Raw genomic sequence first — 23571 nt, forward strand, 5'->3', positions numbered from 1 at the left:
CGCCTGATAGACAGATAAGACCTGATTACCATGGCTCTACTGCAAATCGCCGAACCCGGCCAAAGCCCTCAACCGCACCAGCGTCGCCTGGCGGTGGGGATTGACCTGGGCACCACCAATTCCCTGGTTGCTGCCTTGCGCAGCGGCCTGTCCGAGCCGCTGCCCGATGCCGATGGCCAGGTGATCCTGCCGTCCGCCGTGCGTTATCACGCTGATCGCACCGAAGTCGGTGAGTCAGCCAGGTTGGCGGCGTCTACCGATCCTTTGAACACCGTGCTGTCGGTCAAGCGCTTGATGGGCCGTGGTCTGTCCGACGTCAAGCAATTGGGCGACCAGCTGCCGTACCGCTTTGTCGGTGGCGAATCCCATATGCCGTTCATCGACACCGTCCAGGGCCCGAAAAGCCCGGTGGAAGTGTCGGCGGATATCCTCAAGGTGCTGCGCCAGCGCGCGGAAACCACGTTGGGTGGCGAACTGGTCGGCGCGGTGATCACCGTCCCGGCGTATTTCGATGATGCCCAGCGCCAGGCCACCAAGGATGCGGCGAAACTCGCCGGCCTGAACGTGTTGCGCCTGCTCAACGAGCCTACCGCTGCGGCCGTGGCCTATGGCCTGGACCAGCATGCCGAAGGCCTGGTCGCTATTTACGACCTGGGTGGTGGCACTTTTGATATTTCGATCCTGCGCCTGACTGGCGGCGTGTTCGAAGTACTGGCTACCGGTGGCGACACAGCCCTGGGTGGCGATGACTTCGACCACGCCATCGCGGGTTGGATCATCAGCAGCGCCGGCTTGTCCGCTGACCTGGATCCGGGCGAGCAGCGTAACCTGCTGCAAACGGCCTGTGCCGCTAAAGAGGCGCTGACTGACGCTGCTTCTGTTGACGTTTCCTACGGCAGTTGGTGTGCCAAGCTGACTCGCGAAGCCTTCGATTCGCTGATCGAACCGATGATCGCCCGTAGCCTGAAAGCCTGCCGTCGAGCCGTGCGTGACTCCGGTATCGAGCTGGAAGACGTCGGTGCCGTGGTCATGGTCGGCGGTTCAACCCGTGTGCCGCGGGTTCGCGAAGCCGTTGCCGAAGCCTTTGGTCGCCAGCCGCTGACGGAAATCGACCCGGACCAGGTGGTCGCCATTGGCGCCGCCATCCAGGCCGATACCCTGGCCGGTAACAAGCGTGATGGCGGCGAATTGCTGTTGCTCGACGTCATCCCGCTGTCACTGGGGCTGGAAACCATGGGTGGCCTGATGGAGAAGGTGATTCCGCGCAACACCACCATCCCCGTCGCGCGCGCCCAGGACTTCACCACCTACAAAGATGGCCAGACGGCCATGATGATTCATGTGCTGCAAGGTGAGCGCGAGCTGATCAGCGACTGCCGCTCCCTGGCCCGCTTTGAATTGCGCGGCATCCCGGCCATGGTCGCGGGTGCGGCGAAGATTCGCGTGACCTTCCAGGTCGACGCCGACGGCCTGCTCAGCGTCGCCGCGCGCGAGCTGGCGTCCGGCGTGGAGGCCAGCATCCAGGTCAAGCCGTCCTACGGCCTGACTGACGGTGAAATCGCCAAGATGCTCAAGGATTCGTTCCAATACGCCGGTGACGACAAGGTCGCGCGCGTACTGCGCGAGCAACAAGTGGATGCCCAGCGCCTGCTTGAAGCGGTGCAGGGCGCCCTGGATGCCGACGGCGAGCGTTTGCTGGATGCCGAAGAGCGCATGGTCATCGACCTGCAGATGCAGGAGCTGGCCGAACTGATGAAAGGCAACGATGGTTACGCCATCGAGCAACAGACCAAGCGCTTGTCGCAGGTCACTGACGCCTTTGCTGCCCGCCGCATGGATCAGACGGTAAAAGCCGCACTGGCCGGGCGCAACCTGAATGAAATCGAGGAATAATTAATGCCGCAGGTCATTTTTCTGCCACACGCCGAGCATTGCCCGGACGGTATGGTTGTTGAGGCTGAGACCGGCAAGTCCATCCTCGAAGTTGCCCATGACAACCACATCGAGATCGAAAGTGCCTGTGGGGGTGTGTGTGCCTGCACCACTTGCCATTGCATCATTCGCGAAGGCTTCAATAGCCTGGAAGAGGCCGATGAGTTGGAAGAAGATTTTCTTGACCGCGCCTGGGGCCTGGAAGCCACTTCTCGCCTAAGCTGTCAGGCCAGGGTCGGGACTGAAGACATTACCGTCGAAATTCCGAAATATTCGCTCAACCATGCGGCCGAAGCGCCGCACTGATTCAAGGAAGTGTCATGAGTCTTAAATGGGTTGATGTGCAAGAGATCGCTATCCTGTTGGCCGACGGCAACCCGGATATGGATCCCTATTCCCTGAATTTTGTTGCTTTGCGTGACATGGTCATGGCCTTGCCAGGCTTTGATGATGAGCGCGATCGCGGTGGCGAAAAGGTCCTGGAAGCTATCCAGACTGCCTGGAAAGAAGAACAGGACTGACGCCTCCCTTACGCAGTTAGGCAATACCCAAGAACCCGCGTATAATTCGCGGGTTTAATTTTTCGTAAATTACCGTTTCTGGAGTTACACCATGGCTGTTCAACGTACTTTCTCCATCATCAAGCCTGACGCAGTTGCAAAAAACGTCATCGGCGAGATCACCACTCGTTTCGAAAAAGCCGGCCTGAAGGTTGTAGCTTCGAAACTCAAGCAACTGTCCAAGGCTGAAGCTGAAGGCTTCTACGCTGAGCACAGCGCTCGTGGCTTCTTCGGCGACCTGGTTGCCTTCATGATCTCCGGTCCTGTTGTTGTTCAGGTTCTGGAAGGCGAAAACGCCATCGCTCTGAACCGTGAGCTGATGGGCGCTACCAACCCTAAAGAAGCCGCTGCCGGCACCATCCGTGCTGACTTCGCTGACTCCATCGACGCCAACGCTGTACACGGTTCGGACTCCGAAGCCGCTGCTGCTCGCGAAATCTCGTACTTCTTCGCAGCTACCGAAGTAACCACTCGCTAAGCATCGGCTTAAAGAGTGAGGGTGAATCCATGACGACATCGACTGTAAAAACCAACCTGCTGGGTCTGACTCAACAGGAAATGGAAAAATTCTTCGACTCAATCGGGGAGAAGCGTTTCCGTGCCGGTCAGGTAATGAAATGGATTCACCACTTTGGCGTCGACGATTTCGACGCCATGACGAACGTCAGCAAGGCCCTGCGCGACAAGCTCAAGGCTATTGCTGAAGTGCGTGGCCCCGAAGTGGTCAGCGAGGACATCTCCAGCGACGGCACCCGTAAGTGGGTGGTGCGCGTAGCGTCCGGCAGCTGCGTCGAGACCGTGTACATTCCCCAGGGCAAGCGCGGTACCTTGTGCGTTTCGTCCCAGGCAGGCTGTGCCCTGGACTGCAGTTTCTGCTCCACCGGCAAGCAAGGCTTCAATAGCAACCTCACCGCCGCCGAAGTGATCGGCCAGGTGTGGATTGCCAACAAATCCTTTGGCAGCGTCCCGGCGACCGTCGACCGTGCCATCACCAACGTGGTGATGATGGGCATGGGTGAGCCGCTGCTGAACTTCGACAACGTCATCGCAGCCATGCACCTGATGATGGACGACCTGGGCTACGGCATCTCCAAGCGCCGTGTGACCCTGTCGACCTCCGGCGTGGTCCCGATGATCGATGAGCTGGCCAAGCACATCGACGTCTCCCTGGCGTTGTCGCTGCACGCACCCAATGACGCATTGCGTAACCAATTGGTGCCGATCAACAAGAAGTATCCGCTTAAGATGCTGCTCGAATCCTGCCAGCGTTATATGGCGACCTTGGGCGAGAAACGTGTGCTGACCATTGAGTACACCATGCTCAAGGATGTTAACGACAAGGTCGAACACGCGGTCGAGATGATTGAACTGCTCAAGAACACCCCGTGCAAGATCAACCTGATTCCGTTTAACCCGTTCCCACATTCTGGTTACGAGCGGCCAAGCAACAACGCCATTCGCCGTTTCCAGGATCAACTGCACCAGGCCGGCTACAACGTCACCGTGCGCACCACCCGTGGTGAAGACATCGACGCCGCCTGTGGTCAGTTGGTCGGGCAGGTGATGGACCGCACCCGCCGCAGCGAGCGCTATATCGCCGTGCGTGAATTGAACGCCGCCGACGATCTGCCGCAAATTGCTGTGAATCGAATCTGAGAGAGGATCTCTATGCCCTTGCGCCTTGCGCTGCTTTTGCTGGTTACCGGCCTCGCCGCCGGTTGTGTTTCATCGGGCCATGACAGCCCTTTGCAAACCGGCAAGGGCCGTGACGAGGCGCGGGTTGCCTATGTGCAACTGGGGTTGGGTTACCTGCGCCAAGGCATGAGCGAGCAGGCCAAGGTGCCGTTGAAAAAAGCCCTTGAACTGGACAGCGACGATGCCGACGCCAACGCTGCGCTGGCCCTGGTGTTCCAGGCCCAGGCCGAGCCTGAACTGGCTGACCGGTATTTCAACAAAGCCCTGGCCGCACGGCCTGCCGATCCGAAATTGCTGAACAATTACGGCAGTTTCCTGTTCAAGCAAAAACGTTTTGACCAGGCCGCCCTTTATTTCCAGCAAGCCAGTACCGATACCCTCTATCCTGAGCGCGCGCGGGTGTTCGAGAACCTTGGGGTGACCTCGATGCGCCTCGGCCAGCGTGACAGCGCACGCCAGCAGCTGGAAAAAGCCCTGCACTTGAACGGCCATCAGCCACGAGCGTTGCTCGAAATGGCTGAGTTGTCCTACGAAGACAGGCATTATGTGCCGGCACGTGACTATTACGAGCGTTTTAGCCTGCTCAGCGGGCAAAATGCACGTAGTCTATTGCTCGGCGTGCGCCTGGCGACGGTTCATGAAGAACACGACACGGCCGCACGTTTTGGCCAGCAACTCGAACGACTCTATCCCGGTACGCCGGAATATCAGCAATACCTGTCGGAGCAATGATGAAAGCGGCGCACCCGGAAGTTGTAGCAGCTAATCGCGTAAACCCAGGCGACACCTTGCGTCAGGCCCGCGAAAGCAATGGTTGGTCGCTGGCGGAAGTGGCCCTCAAGCTCAATTTGACCACCACCTCCCTGGGCAACCTTGAGGCCGGCGCATTCGACAAGCTGCCTGGGCATACCTTCGCCCGTGGCTATATCCGCGCCTACGCCAAGTTGCTGGGCATCGACCAGGCCGTGTTGGTCCAGGAGTTCGACCAGTTCACCGGCACCGACTCCCAGGGCAGCAACGTGCATGGCCTGGGTCGCATCGAAGAACCGGTGCGGGTTTCCCACACAATCCTGCGTATTGTCAGCCTGTTGTTGCTGATCGCCGTGATCGGCGGCGGTTTCGTCTGGTGGCAAGACCAGACGTCCCAGCGCAGTAAGGACCTGACCAGCAACGCCATGGAGCACGTCGAAGTCGAAAGCGCCGACGGCACCACCCAGATTCATCCGCTGGATGAGCCGGAAGACCAGGCCGTAGCCCAAGGCCAGGCTGCCCCCGAAACCCCGGCCGCCGCTGAACCGTCCGAGCCGGAAAGTGCCCCGACCGCCGCCGTACCGGCCCCAGTGACACCGACCGCGCCAACTCACACGCCCGCGGCTCCGGTTGCCCAGGCTCATACACCGGCTGCTCCGGTCCCGGCGCCAGCGACTACGGCGCCAACCGCTCCGGCAGCCCCTGCGATTTCACCACCCACCACCCCTGCGTTGATCGCCGGTGACGGGCGTGTACAAATTACCTTCGTCGCTGACTGCTGGACGCAAGTCACCGATGGCAACGGCAAAGTGCTGGTCAGTGGTCTCAAGCGTAAGGGCGATACGCTCGACCTGGGCGGCAAGCCTCCTTTGACGCTGCGTCTGGGCTTCGCCCGTGGCGCGCAAGTGGCCTACAACGGCCAGCCTGTAGACGTAGCGCCGTTCACCACTGGCGAGACCGCTCGCCTGAAGTTGGGACAATAGTCATGCACGGCGAATCTCCAATCAAACGTCGCGTATCGCGCAAGATCTGGGTCGGCTCGGTGCCGGTGGGTGGCGACGCCCCCATCGCGGTACAGAGCATGACCAACAGCGACACCAATGACGTTGCCGCTACCGTTGCCCAGATCAATCGCCTGGAAGCGGCCGGGGTAGACATCGTTCGGGTATCCGTCCCGGACATGGACGCTGCCGAGGCTTTCGGTCGCATCAAGCAGCTGGTCAAGGTGCCGCTGGTTGCCGACATTCACTTCGACTACAAGATCGCCCTGCGCGTGGCCGAGTTGGGTGTCGATTGCCTGCGCATCAACCCGGGCAACATCGGTCGTGAAGACCGTGTGCGCGCTGTGGTGGACGCTGCTCGTGATCGCGGGATCCCGATCCGCATCGGCGTCAACGCCGGTTCCCTGGAAAAAGACCTGCAAAAGAAGTACGGCGAGCCGACCCCGGCAGCGCTGGTCGAGTCTGCACTGCGTCATGTTGAACACCTCGAACGCCTGAACTTCCAGGACTTCAAGGTCAGCGTAAAGGCCTCCGACGTGTTCATGGCGGTGGAAGCCTACCGCCTGCTGGCCAAGGAAATCGTGCAGCCGCTGCACCTGGGGATCACCGAAGCCGGCGGTTTGCGCTCAGGCACAGTGAAATCTGCGGTGGGTCTCGGTATGCTGCTCGCCGAAGGGATTGGCGATACTATCCGCATCTCGTTGGCGGCAGACCCGGTAGAGGAAGTGAAAGTCGGCTACGACATTCTCAAATCCCTGCGTTTGCGTTCCCGCGGTATCAACTTCATTGCCTGCCCGAGTTGCTCGCGGCAGAACTTCGACGTGGTAAAAACCATGAACGATCTGGAGTTGCGCCTCGAAGACCTGCTGGTGCCGTTGGATGTTGCAGTGATCGGTTGTGTGGTCAACGGCCCGGGTGAAGCCAAGGAAGCCCATGTGGGCTTGACCGGCGGTACACCGAACCTGATTTACATCGACGGTAAGCCGTCGCAGAAGTTAACGAATGACAATCTGGTGGATGAGCTGGAAAAGCTGATCCGCGAGAAAGCGGCCGAAAAGGTCGCGGCTGACGCAGCGCTGATCGCTCGCGGCTGATTGAACGAATTTAAGGATTTGATGTGAGCAAGTCTCTGCAAGCCATTCGTGGCATGAACGACATCCTGCCGGAGCAAACGCCGCTGTGGCGCTACTTCGAGGGGACTGTCGCGCGCCTGCTGGATAACTACGGTTACAAGCAGATCCGCATGCCGATCGTCGAGTTCACCGAGCTGTTCAAGCGCTCCATCGGTGAAGTGACCGACATCGTCGAAAAAGAGATGTACACCTTTGAAGACCGTAACGGCGACTCCCTGACCTTGCGTCCGGAAGGTACCGCCGCGTGCGTGCGCGCCGTGCTTGAGCATGGCCTCACCGGTGCTGGCCAGCCGCAGAAACTGTGGTACATCGGCCCGATGTTCCGTCACGAACGTCCACAGAAAGGCCGTTATCGCCAGTTTCATCAGATCGGCCTGGAAGTGTTCAACATCGACGGCCCGGACATCGACGCGGAGCTGATCGTGCTGACGTGGCGCCTATGGGGCCTGCTGGGCATCCGTGACGCGGTCAAGCTTGAGCTCAACAGCCTGGGCACCAGTGAATCCCGCGGCCGCTATAAAGTGGCCCTGGTCGAGTACCTGTCCGCCCATCTGGACAAGTTGGATGAAGACAGCCAGCGTCGTCTGAAGACCAACCCGTTGCGCGTCCTCGATACCAAGAACGCCGACACCCAGGCCGTGCTGGTCAATGCGCCGAAAATGGCCGATTACCTGGACGACGAATCCCGCATTCACTTCGAAGGCCTCAAGGCTCGTCTGGACGCGGCCGGCATTCCGTTCGTGATCAACACCAAGCTGGTGCGTGGCCTCGATTACTACAGCAAGACCGTGTTCGAGTGGGTCACCGACAAGCTCGGCGCCCAGGGCACCGTGTGTGCGGGCGGCCGTTACGACGGCCTGGTCGAGCAGATGGGCGGCAAGCCGACCACCGGCGTGGGCTTCGCCATGGGGATCGAGCGGCTGATCCTGCTGCTGGAAACCCTGGAGCAGGTTCCGGAAGAAATCTCCCGTCAGGTGGACGTGTACCTGTGCGCCTTTGGCGAGGCCGCCGAACTGGCCGCCCTGGCCCTGAGCGAAAAAGTACGTGACCAGTTGCCCAACCTGCGCCTTCAGGTCAATGCCGGCGCAGGCAGTTTCAAGAGCCAGTTCAAGAAGGCCGACAAGAGCGGTGCCCTGTACGCACTGATCCTTGGCGATGACGAGCTGGCCCAGCAAGTGATAGGTTTCAAACCCCTGCGTGGCCAGGGCGAGCAACAGAACATTGCCTTTGATGCGCTTGCTGCGCACTTGGCCACCTGCGTCGTGCAGGGTTGAAGCTGTCGAACAGCCGAATTTAGCGATTAAGGAGTATTGGGGTGTCGAGTACTGATGATGAGCAGTTGGCCGAGTTCAAGGACTGGTGGCAGCGTAACGGCAAGCCCTTGGTTACTGGCGGTCTGCTGGCTTTAGTGGTGGTGTTCGGCTGGCAAGCCTGGACAAAGTATCAGGCCAACCAGTCCCAGGGCGCCTCGATCGTTTATCAGCAATTGCTGGAAACCACCCTGACGCCGGACGGCAAGCCCGACCCCGCGCAGGTTGCAGACCTGGCAGGCAAGCTGAAGAACGAATTCGGCGGCAGCACCTACGCCCAATACGGCAGCCTGTTCGTCGCGAAAGTCGCGGTCGATACCGGCAAGCTGGATGACGCCGCCGCAGAACTCAAGGCCATCGCCGACAAGCCGACCAACCCGACCCTGGGTGAAATCGCGCGTCAGCGCCTGGCCCAGGTATTGGCGGCACAGAACAAGGCTGACGAAGCACTCAAACTGCTCGACGGCGATGCGGACAAGGCATTTGTAGCCACTCGCGAAGAGCTCAAGGGCGACCTGTTGGTCCAATTGGGTCGTACCGACGAAGCCAATGCTGCGTACAAGAAAGCCAAGGCGGCGCTGTCTGATGAAGCGGCGGTCGGTGGCTTACAAATCAAGCTGGACGACTTGGCCAAAGGGGATGCATGACGTGATCCGTTGGAAACATGCAGCATTGCTGGCTCTGGCCGTTCTGGCCGCGGGTTGCAGCAGCAACAGTAAAAAAGAACTGCCTCCGGCCGAGCTGACCAGCTTCAAGGAAGAAGTCGTCCTGCAAAAGCAATGGAGCCGCTCCATCGGTGATGGCCAGGGCGAGACCTACAACATGCTGGTGCCGGCAATCGACGGTGACAACATTGTGGCCGCTGACGTAACCGGCGTGGTGATCTCCATGGATCGCATGAACGGCGACGTGAAGTGGAAGAAAGACCTCGAATTGCCTGTATCCGGCGCCGTAGGCGTGGGTTACGGCATGGTCATGCTCGGCACGCTCAAGGGCGAAGTCGTGGCGCTGGACTCCAGCACCGGTGAAGAGAAATGGCGCGCTCGCGTGACCAGTGAAGTCCTCGCACCGCCTGCCACCAACGGCGATATCGTCGTGGTGCAAACCCAGGATGACCGTGTGATCGGCCTGGACGCCAGCACCGGCGAACAGCGTTGGTTGTACGACAGCACCCCGGCGGTGCTGACCTTGCGCGGTACCAGTGGTCCGGTTGTGACCAACAATCTGGCCGTTGCAGGCCTGTCGACCGGTAAAGTAGTTGCCCTGGACACCAGGAACGGCGTGCCGGCCTGGGAAACCCGTGTGGCCATCCCCCAAGGTCGTTCCGAGCTGGATCGCGTAGTGGACATCGACGGTGGCTTGCTGCTGTCGGGCGAAACCCTCTACGTCGCCACTTACCAGGGCCGCGTTGCCGCGCTGGACCTGCAGAGCGGCCGGGTCAACTGGCAGCGTGATGCTTCCAGTTATGCGGGTGTCGCCCAAGGGTTTGGCAGCGTCTACGTAAGCCTGGCGTCCGGCACCGTTGAAAGTGTCGACGAGCGTTCCACCACTGCACTGTGGAGCAATGACTCCCTGGCCCGTCGTCAACTGTCGGCTCCGGAAGTGTTCTCCAGCTATGTAGCGGTCGGCGACTTCGAAGGCTACCTGCACCTGCTGAGCCAGGTGGATGGTCGTTTTGTAGGTCGTGAGCGTATCGACAGCGACGGTCTGCGTGCCCGTCCGCTGGTGGTGGGCAACATGCTTTATGTTTACGGCAACAGCGGCAAGCTGGAAGCCCTGACCATCAAGTAAAGGTTTGACTATGCTTGGGGTAAAACCCAGGCGGCCCCGCTTCGGCGGGGCATGCGGCATTTGAATATGCTGCCCCGAGCACCAGCCGCTGCCTTGCAGCGGCTTTTGTATTTTCTGAAATAACGAAGTGGAGAGCCGCATGGTTCCCGTAATCGCCCTGGTGGGCCGACCTAACGTCGGCAAGTCCACCTTGTTCAACCGCCTGACCAGGACTCGTGACGCCATCGTCGGCGACTTGTCCGGTCTGACCCGTGATCGCCAATACGGTGAGGCAAAGTGGCAAGGGCGCTCCTACATTATTGTCGACACCGGTGGTATCTCCGGTGATGAGCATGGCATGGACGAAAAGATGGCCGAGCAGTCCCTGCTGGCCATTGAAGAAGCCGATGTCGTGTTGTTCCTGGTGGACGCCCGCGCGGGCTACACCGCTGCCGACCAGATGATTGGCGAGCACCTGCGCAAGCGCAACAAGCGTTCCTATCTGGTCGCCAACAAGATCGACAACATCGACCCTGAGGCGGCCCGTGCCGAATTCAGTCCGATGGGTCTTGGCGACGCGATCCCGGTCGCCGGTGCCCACGGTCGCGGCATCACCCAGATGCTGGAAATCGCCCTGCGCGACTTCCCCAAGGATGACGCCGAGGAAGAAGAAGGCGAAGAAGAGATCGTTGCCGAAGGCGAGGAAGCCAAGCGCATTCCGGGTCCAAGCGAAAAAGACGGTATCAAGATCGCGATCATCGGCCGCCCGAACGTGGGCAAGTCGACCCTGGTCAACCGTATGCTCGGTGAAGACCGGGTAATCGTCTACGACCAGCCCGGCACCACCCGCGACAGCATCTACATCCCGTTCGAGCGTAACGACGAGAAGTACACGCTGATCGACACCGCCGGTGTGCGCAAGCGCGGCAAGATCCACGAGGAAGTTGAAAAGTTCTCCGTGGTGAAAACCCTGCAGGCGATCAAAGACGCCAACGTGGTGATCTTCGTGATGGACGCCCGCGAAGGCGTGGTGGACCACGACCTCAACCTGCTGGGCTTTGCCCTCGAAGCCGGTCGGGCGCTGGTTATTGCGATCAACAAGTGGGACGGCATGACGCCGAGCGAGCGCGATTTCGTCAAGATCGAGCTGCAGCGCCGCCTGTTCTTCGTCGAGTTCGCCGATATCCACTTTATCTCGGCCCTGCACGGCACGGGTGTGGGTAATCTCTACGCTTCCGTACAGAACTCGTTCAAGTCCGCCGTTACCCGTTGGCCGACCAACCGTCTGACCCAGATCCTCGAAGACGCCGTTGGCGAGCACGCGCCGCCGATGGTCAACAACCGCCGGATCAAGCTGCGTTACGCCCACTTGGGTGGTGCCAACCCGCCGATTATCGTGATCCACGGTAACCAGATCGAGAAGGTACCCAAGTCCTACGTGCGTTACCTGGAAAACACCTACCGCCGCGTCTTGAAACTGGTCGGTACGCCGATCCGTATCGAGTTCAAGGGGGGCGAGAACCCATACGAAGGCAACAAGAACACATTGACTGACCGTCAGGTGAACAAGAAGCGTCGTTTGATGACTCACCACAAGAAGGCCGACAAGAAGCGTCGCGACAAGAAATAGCAGCCGCTTCACGTTGTAAGTTACAGGCTGCAAGAGAGGGCTCCTTTGGAGCCCTTTTTTGTGCCTGGCGGTTTGTCGCTTGACCTGCTTGCAGCTTGCAGCTTAAAACTTGCAGCTCACCCGAAGGGGGCTCCCATGATCACCAGCAAGCTGCCAAATGTCGGCACGACCATTTTCACCACCATGTCGCAACTCGCTGCCGAAACCGGCGCGCTCAACCTGTCCCAGGGGTTTCCCGACTTCAATGGGCCTCAGGCTTTGCTCGATGCCGTGGGCAAACATGTTGCCAGCGGGCACAACCAATATTCACCGATGACCGGCTTGCCGGCCTTGCGCCAGCAAGTGGCGGCCAAGATCGCCCGCGGCTATGGCGCCACGGTGAATGCCGACAGTGAAGTGACCATCACCCCCGGCGCCACCGCCGCGATCTTCTGCGCGATCCAGGCGGTGATTCGCACTGGCGATGAGGTCATTGTGTTCGACCCCTGCTACGACAGCTATGAGCCCTCGGTCGAACTGGCCGGTGGCCGCTGCGTGCATGTGCAACTGAGCCTGCAAGGCTTTGCATTGGACTTCGAGAAGATCAAGGCCGCGCTGTCGCCACGTACGCGCATGATCATCCTCAATACCCCGCACAACCCAACCGGCGCGCTGATCAGCCGCGCTGAGCTGGACCAGTTGGCCGAACTGATCCGCGACCGCGATATCTACCTGGTCAGTGACGAGGTCTACGAACACCTGGTATTCGACGGCGTGCCCCACGTCAGCGTCCTGGCCCATGAAGAGCTGTACCCGCGGGCGTTCGTGGTCAGCTCCTTCGGCAAAACCTACCACGTCACCGGCTGGAAAACCGGCTACGTGGTCGCGCCACCGGCCCTGACGGCCGAACTGCGCAAAGTGCATCAATACGTCAATTTCTGTGGTGTGACCCCGTTGCAGTTCGCGTTGGCTGATTTCATGGCTGAACACCCGGAGCACGTCGATGAACTGCCGGGGTTCTACCAGGCCAAGCGCGACCTGTTCTGCGACCTGCTGGCACCGTCGCGCTTCAGCTTTACCCGGGTGGCCGGCACCTACTTCCAGTTGGTCGATTACTCACAAATACGTCCGGACCTGGATGACGTCGCCATGTCCCTGTGGATGACCCGCGAGCATGGCGTGGCGACCATCCCGGTCTCGGTGTTCTACCAGAGCCCACCGCAAGGCCAGCGCCTGGTGCGCCTGTGTTTTGCCAAACGCGAGGAGACGCTGCGACAAGCGGCTGAAAAACTATGCGTGATTTGACGGCATTGCCTGACTTGAATATCGCCCTGGTCCAGACCACCCTGGCCTGGCACGACCGCCAGGCCAACCTCGAGCATTTCGAGGGGCTGCTGGAGCAGGCCCGCGGCGCCGACCTGATCGTGCTGCCGGAAATGTTCACCACCGGTTTCTCCATGGCGTCGCAAACCCTCGCCGAGCCGGAAAACGGCCCGACCCATCAGTGGCTCCAGGCCCAGGCTGCGAAGTACAACGCTGTGATCACCGGCAGCGTGATCATCCAGGCCGCTGATGGCAGCCACCGCAACCGCCTGTTGTGGGCGCGGCCGGATGGCGAGGTGTTGCACTACGACAAGCGTCATCTGTTTCGTATGGCCGGTGAACACAATCACTACACCCCCGGCGAGCGCCAGGTGCAGTTCGAATTGAAAGGCTGGCGTGTTCGGCCGCTGATTTGCTACGACCTGCGTTTCCCGGTGTGGAGTCGGGATGCCCACGACACTGACTTGCTGCTCTACACCGCCAATTGGCCGGGGGCGCGGCGCCAGCATTGGAACCGCTTGTTGCCGGCGCGGGCTATCGAGAACCTGTGCTACGTAGCGGCGGTGAATCGAGTGGGCACCGACGGCAAGGGCTTTGCCTACACCGGTGATAGCCAGGTGCTGGATTTCCAGGGTGAGAGCCTGCTGAGTGCGGGGGAGGCGGACGGGGTGTTCCAGGTGTGCCTGGGCGCAGCTGAACTGGCGGCGTACCGCACCAGGTTTCCGGCGAACCTGGATGCCGATAGCTTTCAGTTTGTCTGACAGGCCGTTATCGGGGGGCAACCCAAATCTGAAATTCAATAAAAAAGGCCCCTGGGTGCTCACCCAGGGGCCTTCTGTATGACGGCGAAGGTTACGCCGCTTTCGCTTCCTGCTGGCTCAACGAGCGGTTCAGCGCACTGAACAGTGCCTTGAAGCTCGCCGTGGTGATGTTTTCATCAATGCCCACACCATGCACCGGACGTTCACCGTTCACACGCAGTTCGATATAGGCCGCGGCCTTGGCGTTGGTGCCTGCGCCGATGGCATGTTCGTTGTAGTCCATGATCTCCACCCCAATTGGCAGGCCGGCCACCAGCGCTTCCAGTGCGCCGTTGCCTTTGCCTTTCCAGTGCAGGTTGGTTTCGCCCTGGCCCTTGCCCGAGACTTCCACTTCGACAAAGCTGTTGCCGTTCTCTTCCTGCAGGCGATGGCTGACCAGCGCATACGGGGTGTTGGCTTGCAGGTATTCACGCTGCAGCAAGGCGTAGATCTGCGGTGCGGTCATCTCCAGGCCCACACGGTCGGTTTCGGCCTGGACCACCTGGCTGAACTCGATCTGCATGCGGCGCGGCAGGCTGATGTCGTATTCCTGCTCCAGCAGGTAGGCGATGCCGCCTTTGCCCGACTGGCTGTTCACGCGGATCACCGCCTCGTAGCTGCGACCGATGTCGGCCGGGTCGATCGGCAAATACGGCACTTCCCACAGCGCATCCTCTTTCTGCTGGGAGAAGCCCTTGCGGATCGCGTCCTGGTGAGAACCGGAGAAGGCGGTATGCACCAGATCGCCGACGTACGGATGACGTGGGTGTACCTGGATCTGGTTGCACTCCTCGACGACTTTACGCACGCCGTCGATGTCGGAGAAGTCCAGCTGCGGGTCGAGGCCCTGGGTGTACATGTTCAACGCCACGGTGACGAGGTCGACGTTACCGGTACGCTCGCCGTTACCGAACAGGCAACCCTCGACACGGTCCGCGCCGGCCATCAGGCCCAGCTCGGTGGCGGCTACGCCGGTGCCGCGGTCGTTGTGGGTGTGCAGGCTGATGATCACGCTGTCACGACGATTGATATGGCGACCGAACCACTCGATCTGGTCGGCATAGATGTTCGGCGTGGCGCACTCGACGGTGGCCGGCAGGTTGAGGATCATCTTGTGCTCAGGCGTCGGGTTCCAGACCTCGATCACCGCGTCACAGACTTCCTTGGCGAACTCCAGTTCGGTAGCGCTGAAAGTCTCCGGCGAGTACTCGAAGGTCCACTGGGTTTCCGGCTGCTGGGCGGCGTACTTGACGAACAGCTTGGCCGCGTTGACCGCGATGGCCTTGATGCCGTCCTTGTCCTGGTTGAACACGATGCGGCGGAACGACGGCGACGTGGCGTTGTACAGGTGCACAATGGCCTTTTTGGCGCCGCGCAGGGATTCGAAGGTGCGTGCGATCAAGTCTTCACGGCCCTGGGTCAGCACCTGGATGGTGGTGTCCTCGGGGATGTGGTTGTCTTCGATCAGGGTACGCACGAAGTCGAAGTCGGTTTGCGATGCGGCAGGGAACGACGCCTCGATTTCCTTCACGCCGACCGCGACCAGGGTCTTCCAGAAGCGCAGCTTTTTCACCGCGTCCATCGGCTCGATCAGCGACTGGTTGCCATCACGCAGGTCGGAACTGCACCAGATCGGCGCGGTGGTGATGGTTTTGGAAGGCCAGGTGCGGTCCGGGATATCGATGGTCGGAAACGCGCGGTACTTCGAAGACGGGTCTTTGAGCATGCTCATCGGGAAATCCTTTGTTGTAGGGGCCGAGAAAAGGCGGCCTGCCGTAGAACTGTTTTTAGGGATAAAACGTAAAGACGAGGCAGATCGATTCAGCCTGGCAGTCGTGCGCTGACGAGGCACAGGCTGCGGTGCTGGCGAAGCTGGATGAGGGTGTGAGAGGTTTTCATGGATTTAACCCTAACCGCGGGGGATAGGAGATGGCAAGCGCTCAAGAAAAATTGATATAAAATCTACGATTTCGCATTTTTGTAGGTTTTTATTGTTTGTTTTTTGGTTTTTTGTGGTTTTTGTTTTGCTCATCTTCGTGGGTGCGCAATGGGTGGTTGCCGTACGGCGACGTCAGCGCCGGTACGGCATCCTGGGTTGCCTGCTACGGTAGTCGTAGATCATCAACGTTTTGCTTGAATTCAATATCCGGTTGTAAATCGGCGAAACTTGGGGAGGTAGTGGCTTTCGCGCCTGGGGGGATCGCCAAGCTTTTTGCGCCCTGGGGAGCCTCGATAATCGAGATTCCGACCCCTTTGTTCAACTCGGCAACCCCTGGAACACCGGCGGCCGTATTCATGTGCACGTTGCCAACCAACGCCACCCATTTCTCCCCCGGTGGTGTCTTCCCGATGATTTTTGTCGCGTAGTAATTGAAGTCTGACAAGCGCTCTTGGACGTAGCCTTGGTTACCAGCCCTGGCCGCGAAGTTATCGCTATGGGCTGTGAGGTAAGGATGCTCGAGCCCTATGACCTTAATGCCGTGTTTGTCGGCTTCCTGAATGAGGTCATACGGGGTCGGACTGTTTGGTGCATAGGTTGAGTAATTGTAAGGGCGGGGAAAGGCATATCCCGCATCCTGAGGTTGATAGGCGCCGGCGCCGAACACTGGAGAGCCCTCGAAGTACGGGGCATTTTCGAGATAAATCGTTGTGACTCCGTTTGCTTTTAAGTTCGCCATGTTTTCAATGATGAACTTGTAGCCCCCTGGCTCGTGGTGAAGTTCGCCTATGACCAGGCCATTTACATCGGCTGGCGCCAAGGTCGATTTAATCAGCTGGGCCGACGTCGCATTCTCAGGGATGGCTGGAATGGCAGGCCGTGCCGGCAGTTGCCCCGCACTCATGCGGGCAAAGAAGTCCTGCACGTCACGCCTGAACCAACGCCTCAGTTGCCCGGTGGTGGCCGCGTTCCCGTCGAAGTCTCTGGCCGCTTGGCCACTGAGCACGCGATCCATATATTCGTCGCCCGGTGGTGAAGTTCGTCCTCTGTGCCTTTTGGCGCCGGGCAACTCACTCAGGCGCCATTCCCCTGTCCCGGTTGATTCCATGAACGCCACATTCTTGTAGATGCTGGGGGCATCCGACGGCACTTTGGGGTCGATAATACTGACCCGCCCATGCCTGGCGTTGAACACAGAATAAATCTGGTAGGGGCGGTTGATTCCGGTGCTGTCGGTATAGCGGATGTAACAGTTTTCTCCCACTTGATAAATGCCATTGGCGTTTGGTCGGACGCCTCTAAGCGTGTCTTCAGGGACGGAGTAGGCGCTCAGGTCTCGCGGTGGCGTAACGGAATGCACGACGGGGCTGGGGATTGCCTGGGACGCCCTGATGCCCGCGCTGGTCGAAGGGACGGCAGGCGGGACAGGCGCGCCGGGCGGGGGCGTTCCCTGGGTGAGCAGCGACCTTGCGACGGGAGCGACGGGGACGGGCGTTCCCGCCGCGCGAAACACCGGACGCAAAGGCGTGCTCGGCACATTGGGCAGGCCTGATGCAAGCGCGGTGAAGTCGGCGAAAAGGTTGACCCGGCCGCCGCGTGTGAGCAGCCCACCGGGCAAGTGCCGGGCATTGCTCTGGATGGCTTTCAGTGCCGCTCGGCCGAGCCGACTGCCCACCTTCACCCCGGTAGAAATGCCCCGGCCGATGACCGGTATGAGGTCCAGAAACAGGCTGCCCACCTCCACGCCAAACATGATCTTGTTACGCGTCGATTCGGCGTTCACTTCTGCACTGCTGGTTGACTGGAAGTCGGCTTTATCGATTAGCAGGCGCGTCTGTTGAGTGAACAATTCATCGTGGATGTCTGTTTCTATCGGCTTTAGGGTTATGGAACCGGGGAGACGTTTTCTTGCATTGTCCAGAATCTCGGCGGCTGCAAGAAGATCGGTGCCCCCACTGGTGGCGACTCGGCGCGCAGCGTCCACGGATTGCTGAAAATCGTTCTTTTCCGTTGGCGATTTTCTGCTCTGGGTATAGGCCTGCCATTCTTTCTTCTCCAGCAACGTCGTCAATGCGTCCAGGTTGGGCAGTTCCCTGAACGCCAGTCCGTCGGGGGCTCCGGGGCTGTAGAGCACTACAGAAGCGTCCGTTTGATTGCCGATGACCATCACGCCGCGAACCGGTTGGCCCAACTGGAGCAGGGTGTTGGCAACAATCGTTTGTCCATCCACCTCCGCACGCTGGGCCGGGTCCGGATGATCCAGGACCGCGTTGATCCACTGTACGCCCCGCTTCAAGGTCTTGTCGGTGCTGGCATCGGCTTGGAACCCACTGGGGTTGAGTTGTGCCAGGAACGCTTCTTTCTCCATCAAGTCGGCATTGCTGGCCTTCCACGTCTTGTGTAAATCAGCCGCCGGCCCCGATTCGGCATCCGGTGCCATGCGCGTCTCCAGCAGCTTGGTGTATTCGCCACCCACATCCGCAGTGTTGACCAGGCGCTTGAGTTGTTGTGTATCGAGGGTGATCGGCCGCTTCTGATCATCTAGAACCGGTGAGCCCTTGGTGTCTTGCAGCGCCAGGGTCATGGTGGTCTCGGTGTGCTTGTGGCTTTCGCCCATTTCCCATTGGCTTGGGTTTTTCAGGGCCAGGTCGGACAGTGGCAGGTAGGTGGTGGTCGTGGAGGGGGGGTGTGGAATACCGGAGCGACCGAGGTGGAAACGCGTCTTGGTGACTACTTTAACCATCAGTTGATCGGCGTCCACATTGGCCTGGGGGTAAGCCTGTTTCAGCGCTTCATTCATTTGCGACGTGGCAAAGCTGGATAAGGACGGAATGTTTTCCAGCAGGGATGCGAGTTGTTCAGCGCTCTTTGTCGCTTTCCCTTCCACGTGGCTGTAGAGCAATTCTTGAGCAGGGCTGAGGTTTTTCAACCAGCCCGGCTGGCCTTTCTCGGCCAATTTCTCGTTACGCGCAAGCATGGCGTTGCTGCCGTCGACTTGTGCCGACCAGTCAGCGGCATCATCCAGGGCCGTCATGAGCGTGGGCCCCAGCGTTGGTGCGGGGCTTGATGGCCGCTGCGGGGTGAATGTCCTGGCCATCAACGCATCGACTTCCGCGCCCTGGCGCTGGAGCAGCAAATTTATCCCCTCTGCCTGCACATCCCCGGCCAGGGGCGCCACGCCTAGCATCAAGTCATCCCCCGTAGGCGGCGACGCGCGGTTTTGCAGCGAAAGCGGCAGGCTTTGCCTCAACAGCTCGGCGGCCGGCCCGCCGCTGTCGAGCCGTTGCGCCAGTGCTTCGCGTAACAGTGCCGGGGTTGCGAACTCCTCGAAACCTTCGCTGGGGGTATAGAGCACCACGGGGCCATTCTGGTCGTTGAGCTTAATCTCCCGACCGGTGGCAGGCCAGGTCGGGGTGGACGCTGAAGAGCCATCCTTGCTGGTGATCATGAACGCACCGGCGAAGGCTGCACCCTGTAGTGTGCCGTCATCAATGGTGATGGGGTACACACCGGGTCTTGATCCGTCAGGCAGTTTACTTTCCCGTTCCTTTAGAGACGGGTAGCGCAGCGCGTTGTCGATCAACTCTTTACTGGCCGGGCTCAGGGTGCCGTCCATCTTGCGGATGGCTGCCAAGGTCGACAGTTGCTGTTTGTGGACCCATAGCAGTTGGTCCTGTGGCGAGGGCGAGTTCGCTGAAAGCTGGGGCGTGGTCCAGTATTCCCGAAGCGTCTGAGCGTACTCGGTGGCAATGCTCCTGGCGATGGTGTGCAGCGAGCCGGTGGGCTGGAGGACATTGGCGGCCTGATCGGGCGCTGGCTGGGTCACGAATTCGGTCCTGACCCCCGGCGTCTCGAATAGCTGTTTGCTCGGGTTGGCATAGATTTCCCGAATCGCGCGGCTCAAGGCAGTCATTATCGGCTCGGAGGATTTCAACTGTTCTACGCCGTTGTTTGACGTATAGCTATTGAACGAAACCTTGTCCGGGTCGAGGGGATTCAGTTGAGGAAACGCCTGTGCCAGCCGTGTCTGCAAAAAGCTTTTGAAATCAGGACGCTGGCGTTGCTGTGAGGCCATCTCGTCCATGAGGCCGGAGTACTGTTCATTCAGTAACTGCAGATCGCCGATCTTGAAGTGATTCGAGAGAGGGCTGCGGATGGCAGTGGCGGGATTTATGCCCGACGCGTAAGGGGCGGAGAGGCTGGCGAGTCCCCGTACGGACGAACGAGACCTGGCGGTGGCGGGTTGTGGGCCTGGGCTGTCGTTCTGGGCTGCTGGCGTAGATGATGCGGGACGAGCAGGTGGAATATCGATTTGGGGTGGCGCGGGCCTGAGGTCATAGATATGCATTAAGGAAACTCCACAAGACTTGCTTTATGTGTCCTTGTGAGCGAATTGTCCTCCCTGGGATTCGGTGTGTGGGTGGCAAGTCAAGCGATGAAGGTTCCTTCAAGAATAGGTGGGAATGGCGACGCACTGTGTCGAGTTCGGCGCCATGGTCGTTGAAAGAGGGCGGTCGTCAGTGACCGGTCTACCCGTGGGTTTTGAACGTCCAGACCGGGCTGAATGCGCTGTCGTGTATCAGGGCTGGAAGGCGCCGATAAATATCGCAGGATCGACCCGTGCGTCATTGAGGCTGATATTCCAATGCATATGCGGCCCGGTCGCACGGCCCGTCGAGCCGACCTTGCCCACCACCGTACCGCGCACCAGTTGATCGCCGACTTTTACATCGATCTTCGACATATGGCAGAACATGCTGATAAAGCCCTGGCCGTGGTCGACAAACACGGTATTGCCATTGAAGAAGTAGTTGCCGGTCAGAATCACCTTACCGTTCGCCGGCGTCTTGATCGGTGTACCGGCCGGCACGGCAAAGTCCAGGCCCGAATGAGGATTGCGCTCTTCACCGTTGAAGAAGCGGCGCACGCCAAACTTGCTCGACAGCGGCCCGTTCACCGGTTTGTCCAGCACCAGGTTGCTCGGCAGGTTCGGGCTGAAACTGCGGTAGGCCTTGAGCTGCACGGCCAACTCGCCCTCGATGCGCTTGAGCTGCGCCGGGTCGGGGTTGACCTGGCTTTTGTTCTTCAGGGTGATGCGCTGTTCCGGGTATTTCTTGTAGCCGACGATAAACGGCAGGCTGCGCCCGCCGCTGCTGATGCGCTCGTTGCCCGGCTTGACCGTCAGCGGGATGCCGACAATCGCCAGCCAGTTGTCCTGCTCCTTCACCACCAGCACGGGTTTGCCCTGGTACGTGGCTTTCGGCGCGGCAGCCGAAGGGCCGAGTTCAACCACCGCAACACCGCCGGGCACCGGCTTGTTCAAGGTACGGCTGATATAGCTGTCGGCATGAGCGTTAACGGCGAGGCATAGCAGCAACAACACACTAAAGAAACGTGGCATCAATCAATCCAATAACGAAAGGGTGACGGGGGTCAGGTGGTTATCTTCCACCCGCACCTGCAATTGGCCTTCACCGAGGCGCGCGGTGAGGCGCTGGCCGGTGTGGGTCTGTGCGGCGTTGCGGATGGCCTGGCCACGCTCGTCGAGCAAAATGCTGTAGCCACGGCCCAAGGTTGCCAGCGGGCTGACCACCTGCAACGTCTGCACCTGGCTTTGCAGTTGCAGGCGACGCGCCTTGAGGCCTTCGCGCATGGCGCGGGGCAGGCGCTCGGCAAGGCTGTCCAGGCGCTGGCGCAGCAGGGCCAACTGGCGCCCCGGATGCTGGCCGGCGAGGCGGGTTTCCAGGCGGATCAGGCGTTCGCGACGGGTATTGAGGTTGCGCTCGAAGGCGCGGCGCAGGCGCATATCCAGGTCATCCAGGCGCTGGGCCTGCTGGCGCAGGCGTTCGCCGGGGTGCCGCAAGCGTCGGGCCATGCCTTCCAGGCGCAGACGGTCGTGGGTCAGGCGATTGCGCATCAGCATCACCAGGCGGCGGTGCAGGCTTTCGACCTGGCGCACCAGGTTACTGGCGTCGGGGGCCAGCAACTCAGCGGCCGCCGAAGGTGTGGGCGCGCGTACGTCGGCAACGAAATCGCTGATGGACACATCGGTCTCATGGCCGACCGCACTGACGATCGGCGTCACGCACGCGTCCACCGCGCGGGCCACGGCCTCTTCGTTGAAGCACCAGAGGTCTTCCAGCGAGCCGCCGCCACGGGCCAGGATCAGCGCGTCAAAGCCACGGGCATCCGCCAGCTTCAGCGCGCGCACAATCTGCGGGATCGCTTCGCGGCCTTGTACGGCGGTGGGGATCAACGTCAATTGCACCTGGGGCGCGCGACGACGGAACACGCTGATGATGTCGCGGATCACCGCACCGGTGGGCGAACTGATAATGCCGATGCGGCGCGGGTGCGCGGGCAGCGGCACCTTGCGTTCGGCACTGAACAGGCCCTCGGCGCTGAGTTTTTCCTTCAGGGCATCGAAGGCCAGGCGCAGCGCGCCATCCCCGGCGGGTTCGACGGTATCGAGGATCAACTGGTAGTCGCCACGGCCCTCGAACAGCGAGACCTTGCCGCGCACCTTCACCGCCAGGCCATCCTTCAACGCCTGGCGGACCCGCGCGGCGTTATTGCGAAACAGCGCACAACGCACCTGGGCGCCACTGTCCTTGAGGGTGAAGTACACATGGCCGGAGGCCGGGCGGGCGAGGTTGGAGATCTCGCCTTCGACCCAGATATTGGTGAACACGTCTTCCAGCAACACCCGCGCGCGGCCGTTGAGCTGGCTGACAGTCAGGACTTCGCGGTCCAGGCCCAAGCGGGCAAAGGGATCTTTAATCATGGGCGGCAGTTTATAGGCATTCGTGCAGGGTTTGACAGAACTGCTCCACCAACGCGCTCGGTGACTGCTGGCAGGCCAGGGCGACGGTGCTCAGGCAGTCCGGGTCGGCCAGGGGCAAAAAGTACACGTTGGCGGGGGCGATGTCCTGCATGGACTTTGGCAGCAAGGCTATACCGAAACCGGCCTGGATCAACTGCAACTGGGTGGTCTTGCGTGACATCACTCGGGCGGCCTTGGGGAAAAATCCCGCACGCATGCACAGTTCGGCCGACAGATAACTCAGGCCGCCACGCTGGGGATGGGGGATCGAGATAAACGCCTGGTCTTTCAGTTGCTCCAGTTCGATGGGCGCCTGGCTGCGTGCCAGCGCATGACTCACAGGCACGGCCAGCAGCAGGGGTTCGCTGTATAAAGGCATGACCCGCACACCTTCGCGCTGGCGCAGCACGGGTAAGCGCAGCACCCCGACTTCCAGGCGACCGTCGGCGATTTCTTCCAACTGCGCTTCGGAGGACAGTTTGCCGATATCCATCGACACCCCAGGGCAGCGCTCCAGCCAGGTGCCGATGCCTTGCAGTAAAGGCCCGCTCATCGGCACGGTGCTCGAATGGCTAAGGCGCAGCGTGCCCAATTCGCCGTTGCCCACTTGGGTCGCCATCTGGCTGGCCTTGAGCAATTCGCTCAGCAGGTTGCGCGCCCGTGGATAGAAGGCTTCACCGGCGGCAGTCAGCCGCGGCTGGCGCGCGGTGCGTTCGAACAGCGGGGTTTGCAGTTGGTTTTCCAGCTCCTTGATCTGCCGGCTCAGGGCCGATTGCGCCACGAACAAACGTTCGGCGGCGGCACTGAAGCTGCCGCTGTCGGCGATTTCGACGAAGTAACGCAGTTGGCGGGTGGAGATCACGCGTCATGCCTTTTCGAGATGGGTAGAGGGCTTTGAAGATATTAGTCGCATCCCTCACCGATGG

General features: G+C 60.4%; 19 protein-coding genes. 14 read left to right on the forward strand and 5 right to left on the reverse strand.

Annotated features, from left to right (window positions below; all coding sequences use genetic code 11):
• Positions 1 to 30: 30 nt before the first annotated feature.
• The 14 genes from hscA to BLQ09_RS20050 all read left to right on the forward strand — a co-directional run bounded on the left by hscA (position 31) and on the right by BLQ09_RS20050 (position 13844).
• Positions 31 to 1893 (forward strand): Fe-S protein assembly chaperone HscA, encoded by a 1863-nt coding sequence (gene hscA / locus BLQ09_RS19985; RefSeq protein WP_092358318.1) that lies wholly within the window; start codon positions 31 to 33, stop codon positions 1891 to 1893.
• Positions 1894 to 1896: 3 nt separating this feature from the next.
• The gene (gene fdx, locus BLQ09_RS19990; protein WP_027605415.1) at positions 1897 to 2238 is read left to right on the forward strand and encodes an ISC system 2Fe-2S type ferredoxin; all 342 of its coding nucleotides are present in this window, start codon (positions 1897 to 1899) and stop codon (positions 2236 to 2238) included.
• Between the two features lie 14 nt (positions 2239 to 2252).
• The gene (gene iscX / locus BLQ09_RS19995) at positions 2253 to 2453 is read left to right on the forward strand and encodes a Fe-S cluster assembly protein IscX (protein ID WP_017846180.1); all 201 of its coding nucleotides are present in this window, start codon (positions 2253 to 2255) and stop codon (positions 2451 to 2453) included.
• A gap of 91 nt (positions 2454 to 2544) precedes the next feature.
• Entirely contained in the window at positions 2545 to 2970 is a 426-nt protein-coding gene (gene ndk / locus BLQ09_RS20000) for a nucleoside-diphosphate kinase (RefSeq protein WP_017846179.1), read from the forward strand.
• 29 nt (positions 2971 to 2999) lie between these two features.
• On the forward strand, positions 3000 to 4148 hold the full coding sequence (rlmN, locus tag BLQ09_RS20005; protein ID WP_027605416.1) for a dual-specificity RNA methyltransferase RlmN: 1149 nt from the start codon (positions 3000 to 3002) through the stop codon (positions 4146 to 4148).
• A gap of 12 nt (positions 4149 to 4160) precedes the next feature.
• Complete coding sequence (gene pilW / locus BLQ09_RS20010; protein WP_027605417.1) at positions 4161 to 4919, forward strand: type IV pilus biogenesis/stability protein PilW; 759 nt, start codon at positions 4161 to 4163, stop codon at positions 4917 to 4919.
• Positions 4919 to 5920 carry a RodZ domain-containing protein gene (locus BLQ09_RS20015; RefSeq protein WP_027605418.1) on the forward strand — a complete coding sequence of 334 codons (1002 nt, stop codon included), beginning with the start codon at positions 4919 to 4921 and terminating at the stop codon, positions 5918 to 5920. The genes pilW and BLQ09_RS20015 overlap by 1 nt, the downstream gene beginning before the upstream one ends.
• A 2-nt stretch (positions 5921 to 5922) precedes the next feature.
• On the forward strand, positions 5923 to 7032 hold the full coding sequence (gene ispG, locus BLQ09_RS20020) for a flavodoxin-dependent (E)-4-hydroxy-3-methylbut-2-enyl-diphosphate synthase (protein WP_003175952.1): 1110 nt from the start codon (positions 5923 to 5925) through the stop codon (positions 7030 to 7032).
• Between the two features lie 23 nt (positions 7033 to 7055).
• A complete protein-coding gene (gene hisS, locus BLQ09_RS20025) occupies positions 7056 to 8345 on the forward strand; it encodes a histidine--tRNA ligase (protein WP_027605419.1) in 1290 nt (429 codons plus the stop codon).
• Between the two features lie 41 nt (positions 8346 to 8386).
• The gene (locus BLQ09_RS20030) at positions 8387 to 9028 is read left to right on the forward strand and encodes a YfgM family protein (protein WP_027605420.1); all 642 of its coding nucleotides are present in this window, start codon (positions 8387 to 8389) and stop codon (positions 9026 to 9028) included.
• A complete protein-coding gene (gene bamB, locus BLQ09_RS20035) occupies positions 9021 to 10172 on the forward strand; it encodes an outer membrane protein assembly factor BamB (protein ID WP_027605421.1) in 1152 nt (383 codons plus the stop codon). Before BLQ09_RS20030 ends, bamB begins: the two co-directional genes overlap by 8 nt.
• A 139-nt stretch (positions 10173 to 10311) precedes the next feature.
• Positions 10312 to 11781, forward strand: coding sequence for a ribosome biogenesis GTPase Der (der, locus tag BLQ09_RS20040; RefSeq protein WP_053135513.1), 1470 nt, complete (start codon positions 10312 to 10314; stop codon positions 11779 to 11781).
• Positions 11782 to 11916: 135 nt separating this feature from the next.
• Positions 11917 to 13065 (forward strand): pyridoxal phosphate-dependent aminotransferase, encoded by a 1149-nt coding sequence (locus BLQ09_RS20045; protein WP_092358320.1) that lies wholly within the window; start codon positions 11917 to 11919, stop codon positions 13063 to 13065.
• A complete protein-coding gene (locus BLQ09_RS20050) occupies positions 13053 to 13844 on the forward strand; it encodes an amidohydrolase (protein WP_092358464.1) in 792 nt (263 codons plus the stop codon). Before BLQ09_RS20045 ends, BLQ09_RS20050 begins: the two co-directional genes overlap by 13 nt.
• A 91-nt stretch (positions 13845 to 13935) precedes the next feature.
• Here the strand turns inward: BLQ09_RS20050 and leuA are convergent, their stop codons facing one another.
• From leuA to BLQ09_RS20080, 5 genes are all read right to left on the reverse strand, one after another.
• Positions 13936 to 15615, reverse strand: coding sequence for a 2-isopropylmalate synthase (gene leuA, locus BLQ09_RS20055; protein WP_027605424.1), 1680 nt, complete (start codon positions 15613 to 15615; stop codon positions 13936 to 13938).
• A gap of 370 nt (positions 15616 to 15985) precedes the next feature.
• A complete protein-coding gene (locus BLQ09_RS20065) occupies positions 15986 to 20170 on the reverse strand; it encodes a membrane-targeted effector domain-containing toxin (protein WP_139202129.1) in 4185 nt (1394 codons plus the stop codon).
• 231 nt (positions 20171 to 20401) lie between these two features.
• Positions 20402 to 21223: a M23 family metallopeptidase gene (locus BLQ09_RS20070; RefSeq protein ID WP_027605425.1), complete on the reverse strand. Its 822-nt coding sequence runs from the start codon at positions 21221 to 21223 to the stop codon at positions 20402 to 20404.
• A gap of 3 nt (positions 21224 to 21226) precedes the next feature.
• Positions 21227 to 22606, reverse strand: coding sequence for an exodeoxyribonuclease VII large subunit (gene xseA, locus BLQ09_RS20075; protein ID WP_027605426.1), 1380 nt, complete (start codon positions 22604 to 22606; stop codon positions 21227 to 21229).
• Positions 22607 to 22616: 10 nt separating this feature from the next.
• Complete coding sequence (locus BLQ09_RS20080) at positions 22617 to 23507, reverse strand: LysR family transcriptional regulator (protein ID WP_027605427.1); 891 nt, start codon at positions 23505 to 23507, stop codon at positions 22617 to 22619.
• Positions 23508 to 23571: the final 64 nt, after the last annotated feature.

This window comes from Pseudomonas sp. NFACC25, from assembly GCF_900100935.1.
Lineage (GTDB): Bacteria > Pseudomonadota > Gammaproteobacteria > Pseudomonadales > Pseudomonadaceae > Aquipseudomonas > Aquipseudomonas marginalis.

What these genes read in the sequence shown, in the direction of transcription:
- pilW (WP_027605417.1), top strand. Translation starts at nt 4,161, where the DNA reads ATGCCCTTGCGCCTTGCGCTGCTTTTGCTGGTTACCGGCCTCGCCGCC.
- ispG (WP_003175952.1), top strand. Translation starts at nt 5,923, where the DNA reads ATGCACGGCGAATCTCCAATCAAACGTCGCGTATCGCGCAAGATCTGG.
- fdx (WP_027605415.1), top strand. Translation starts at nt 1,897, where the DNA reads ATGCCGCAGGTCATTTTTCTGCCACACGCCGAGCATTGCCCGGACGGT.
- rlmN (WP_027605416.1), top strand. Translation starts at nt 3,000, where the DNA reads ATGACGACATCGACTGTAAAAACCAACCTGCTGGGTCTGACTCAACAG.
- hscA (WP_092358318.1), top strand. Translation starts at nt 31, where the DNA reads ATGGCTCTACTGCAAATCGCCGAACCCGGCCAAAGCCCTCAACCGCAC.
- BLQ09_RS20065 (WP_139202129.1), bottom strand. Translation starts at nt 20,170, where the DNA reads ATGCATATCTATGACCTCAGGCCCGCGCCACCCCAAATCGATATTCCA.
- BLQ09_RS20045 (WP_092358320.1), top strand. Translation starts at nt 11,917, where the DNA reads ATGATCACCAGCAAGCTGCCAAATGTCGGCACGACCATTTTCACCACC.
- bamB (WP_027605421.1), top strand. Translation starts at nt 9,021, where the DNA reads ATGCATGACGTGATCCGTTGGAAACATGCAGCATTGCTGGCTCTGGCC.
- xseA (WP_027605426.1), bottom strand. Translation starts at nt 22,606, where the DNA reads ATGATTAAAGATCCCTTTGCCCGCTTGGGCCTGGACCGCGAAGTCCTG.
- der (WP_053135513.1), top strand. Translation starts at nt 10,312, where the DNA reads ATGGTTCCCGTAATCGCCCTGGTGGGCCGACCTAACGTCGGCAAGTCC.
- leuA (WP_027605424.1), bottom strand. Translation starts at nt 15,615, where the DNA reads ATGAGCATGCTCAAAGACCCGTCTTCGAAGTACCGCGCGTTTCCGACC.
- ndk (WP_017846179.1), top strand. Translation starts at nt 2,545, where the DNA reads ATGGCTGTTCAACGTACTTTCTCCATCATCAAGCCTGACGCAGTTGCA.
- BLQ09_RS20015 (WP_027605418.1), top strand. Translation starts at nt 4,919, where the DNA reads ATGAAAGCGGCGCACCCGGAAGTTGTAGCAGCTAATCGCGTAAACCCA.
- BLQ09_RS20050 (WP_092358464.1), top strand. Translation starts at nt 13,053, where the DNA reads ATGCGTGATTTGACGGCATTGCCTGACTTGAATATCGCCCTGGTCCAG.
- BLQ09_RS20070 (WP_027605425.1), bottom strand. Translation starts at nt 21,223, where the DNA reads ATGCCACGTTTCTTTAGTGTGTTGTTGCTGCTATGCCTCGCCGTTAAC.
- iscX (WP_017846180.1), top strand. Translation starts at nt 2,253, where the DNA reads ATGAGTCTTAAATGGGTTGATGTGCAAGAGATCGCTATCCTGTTGGCC.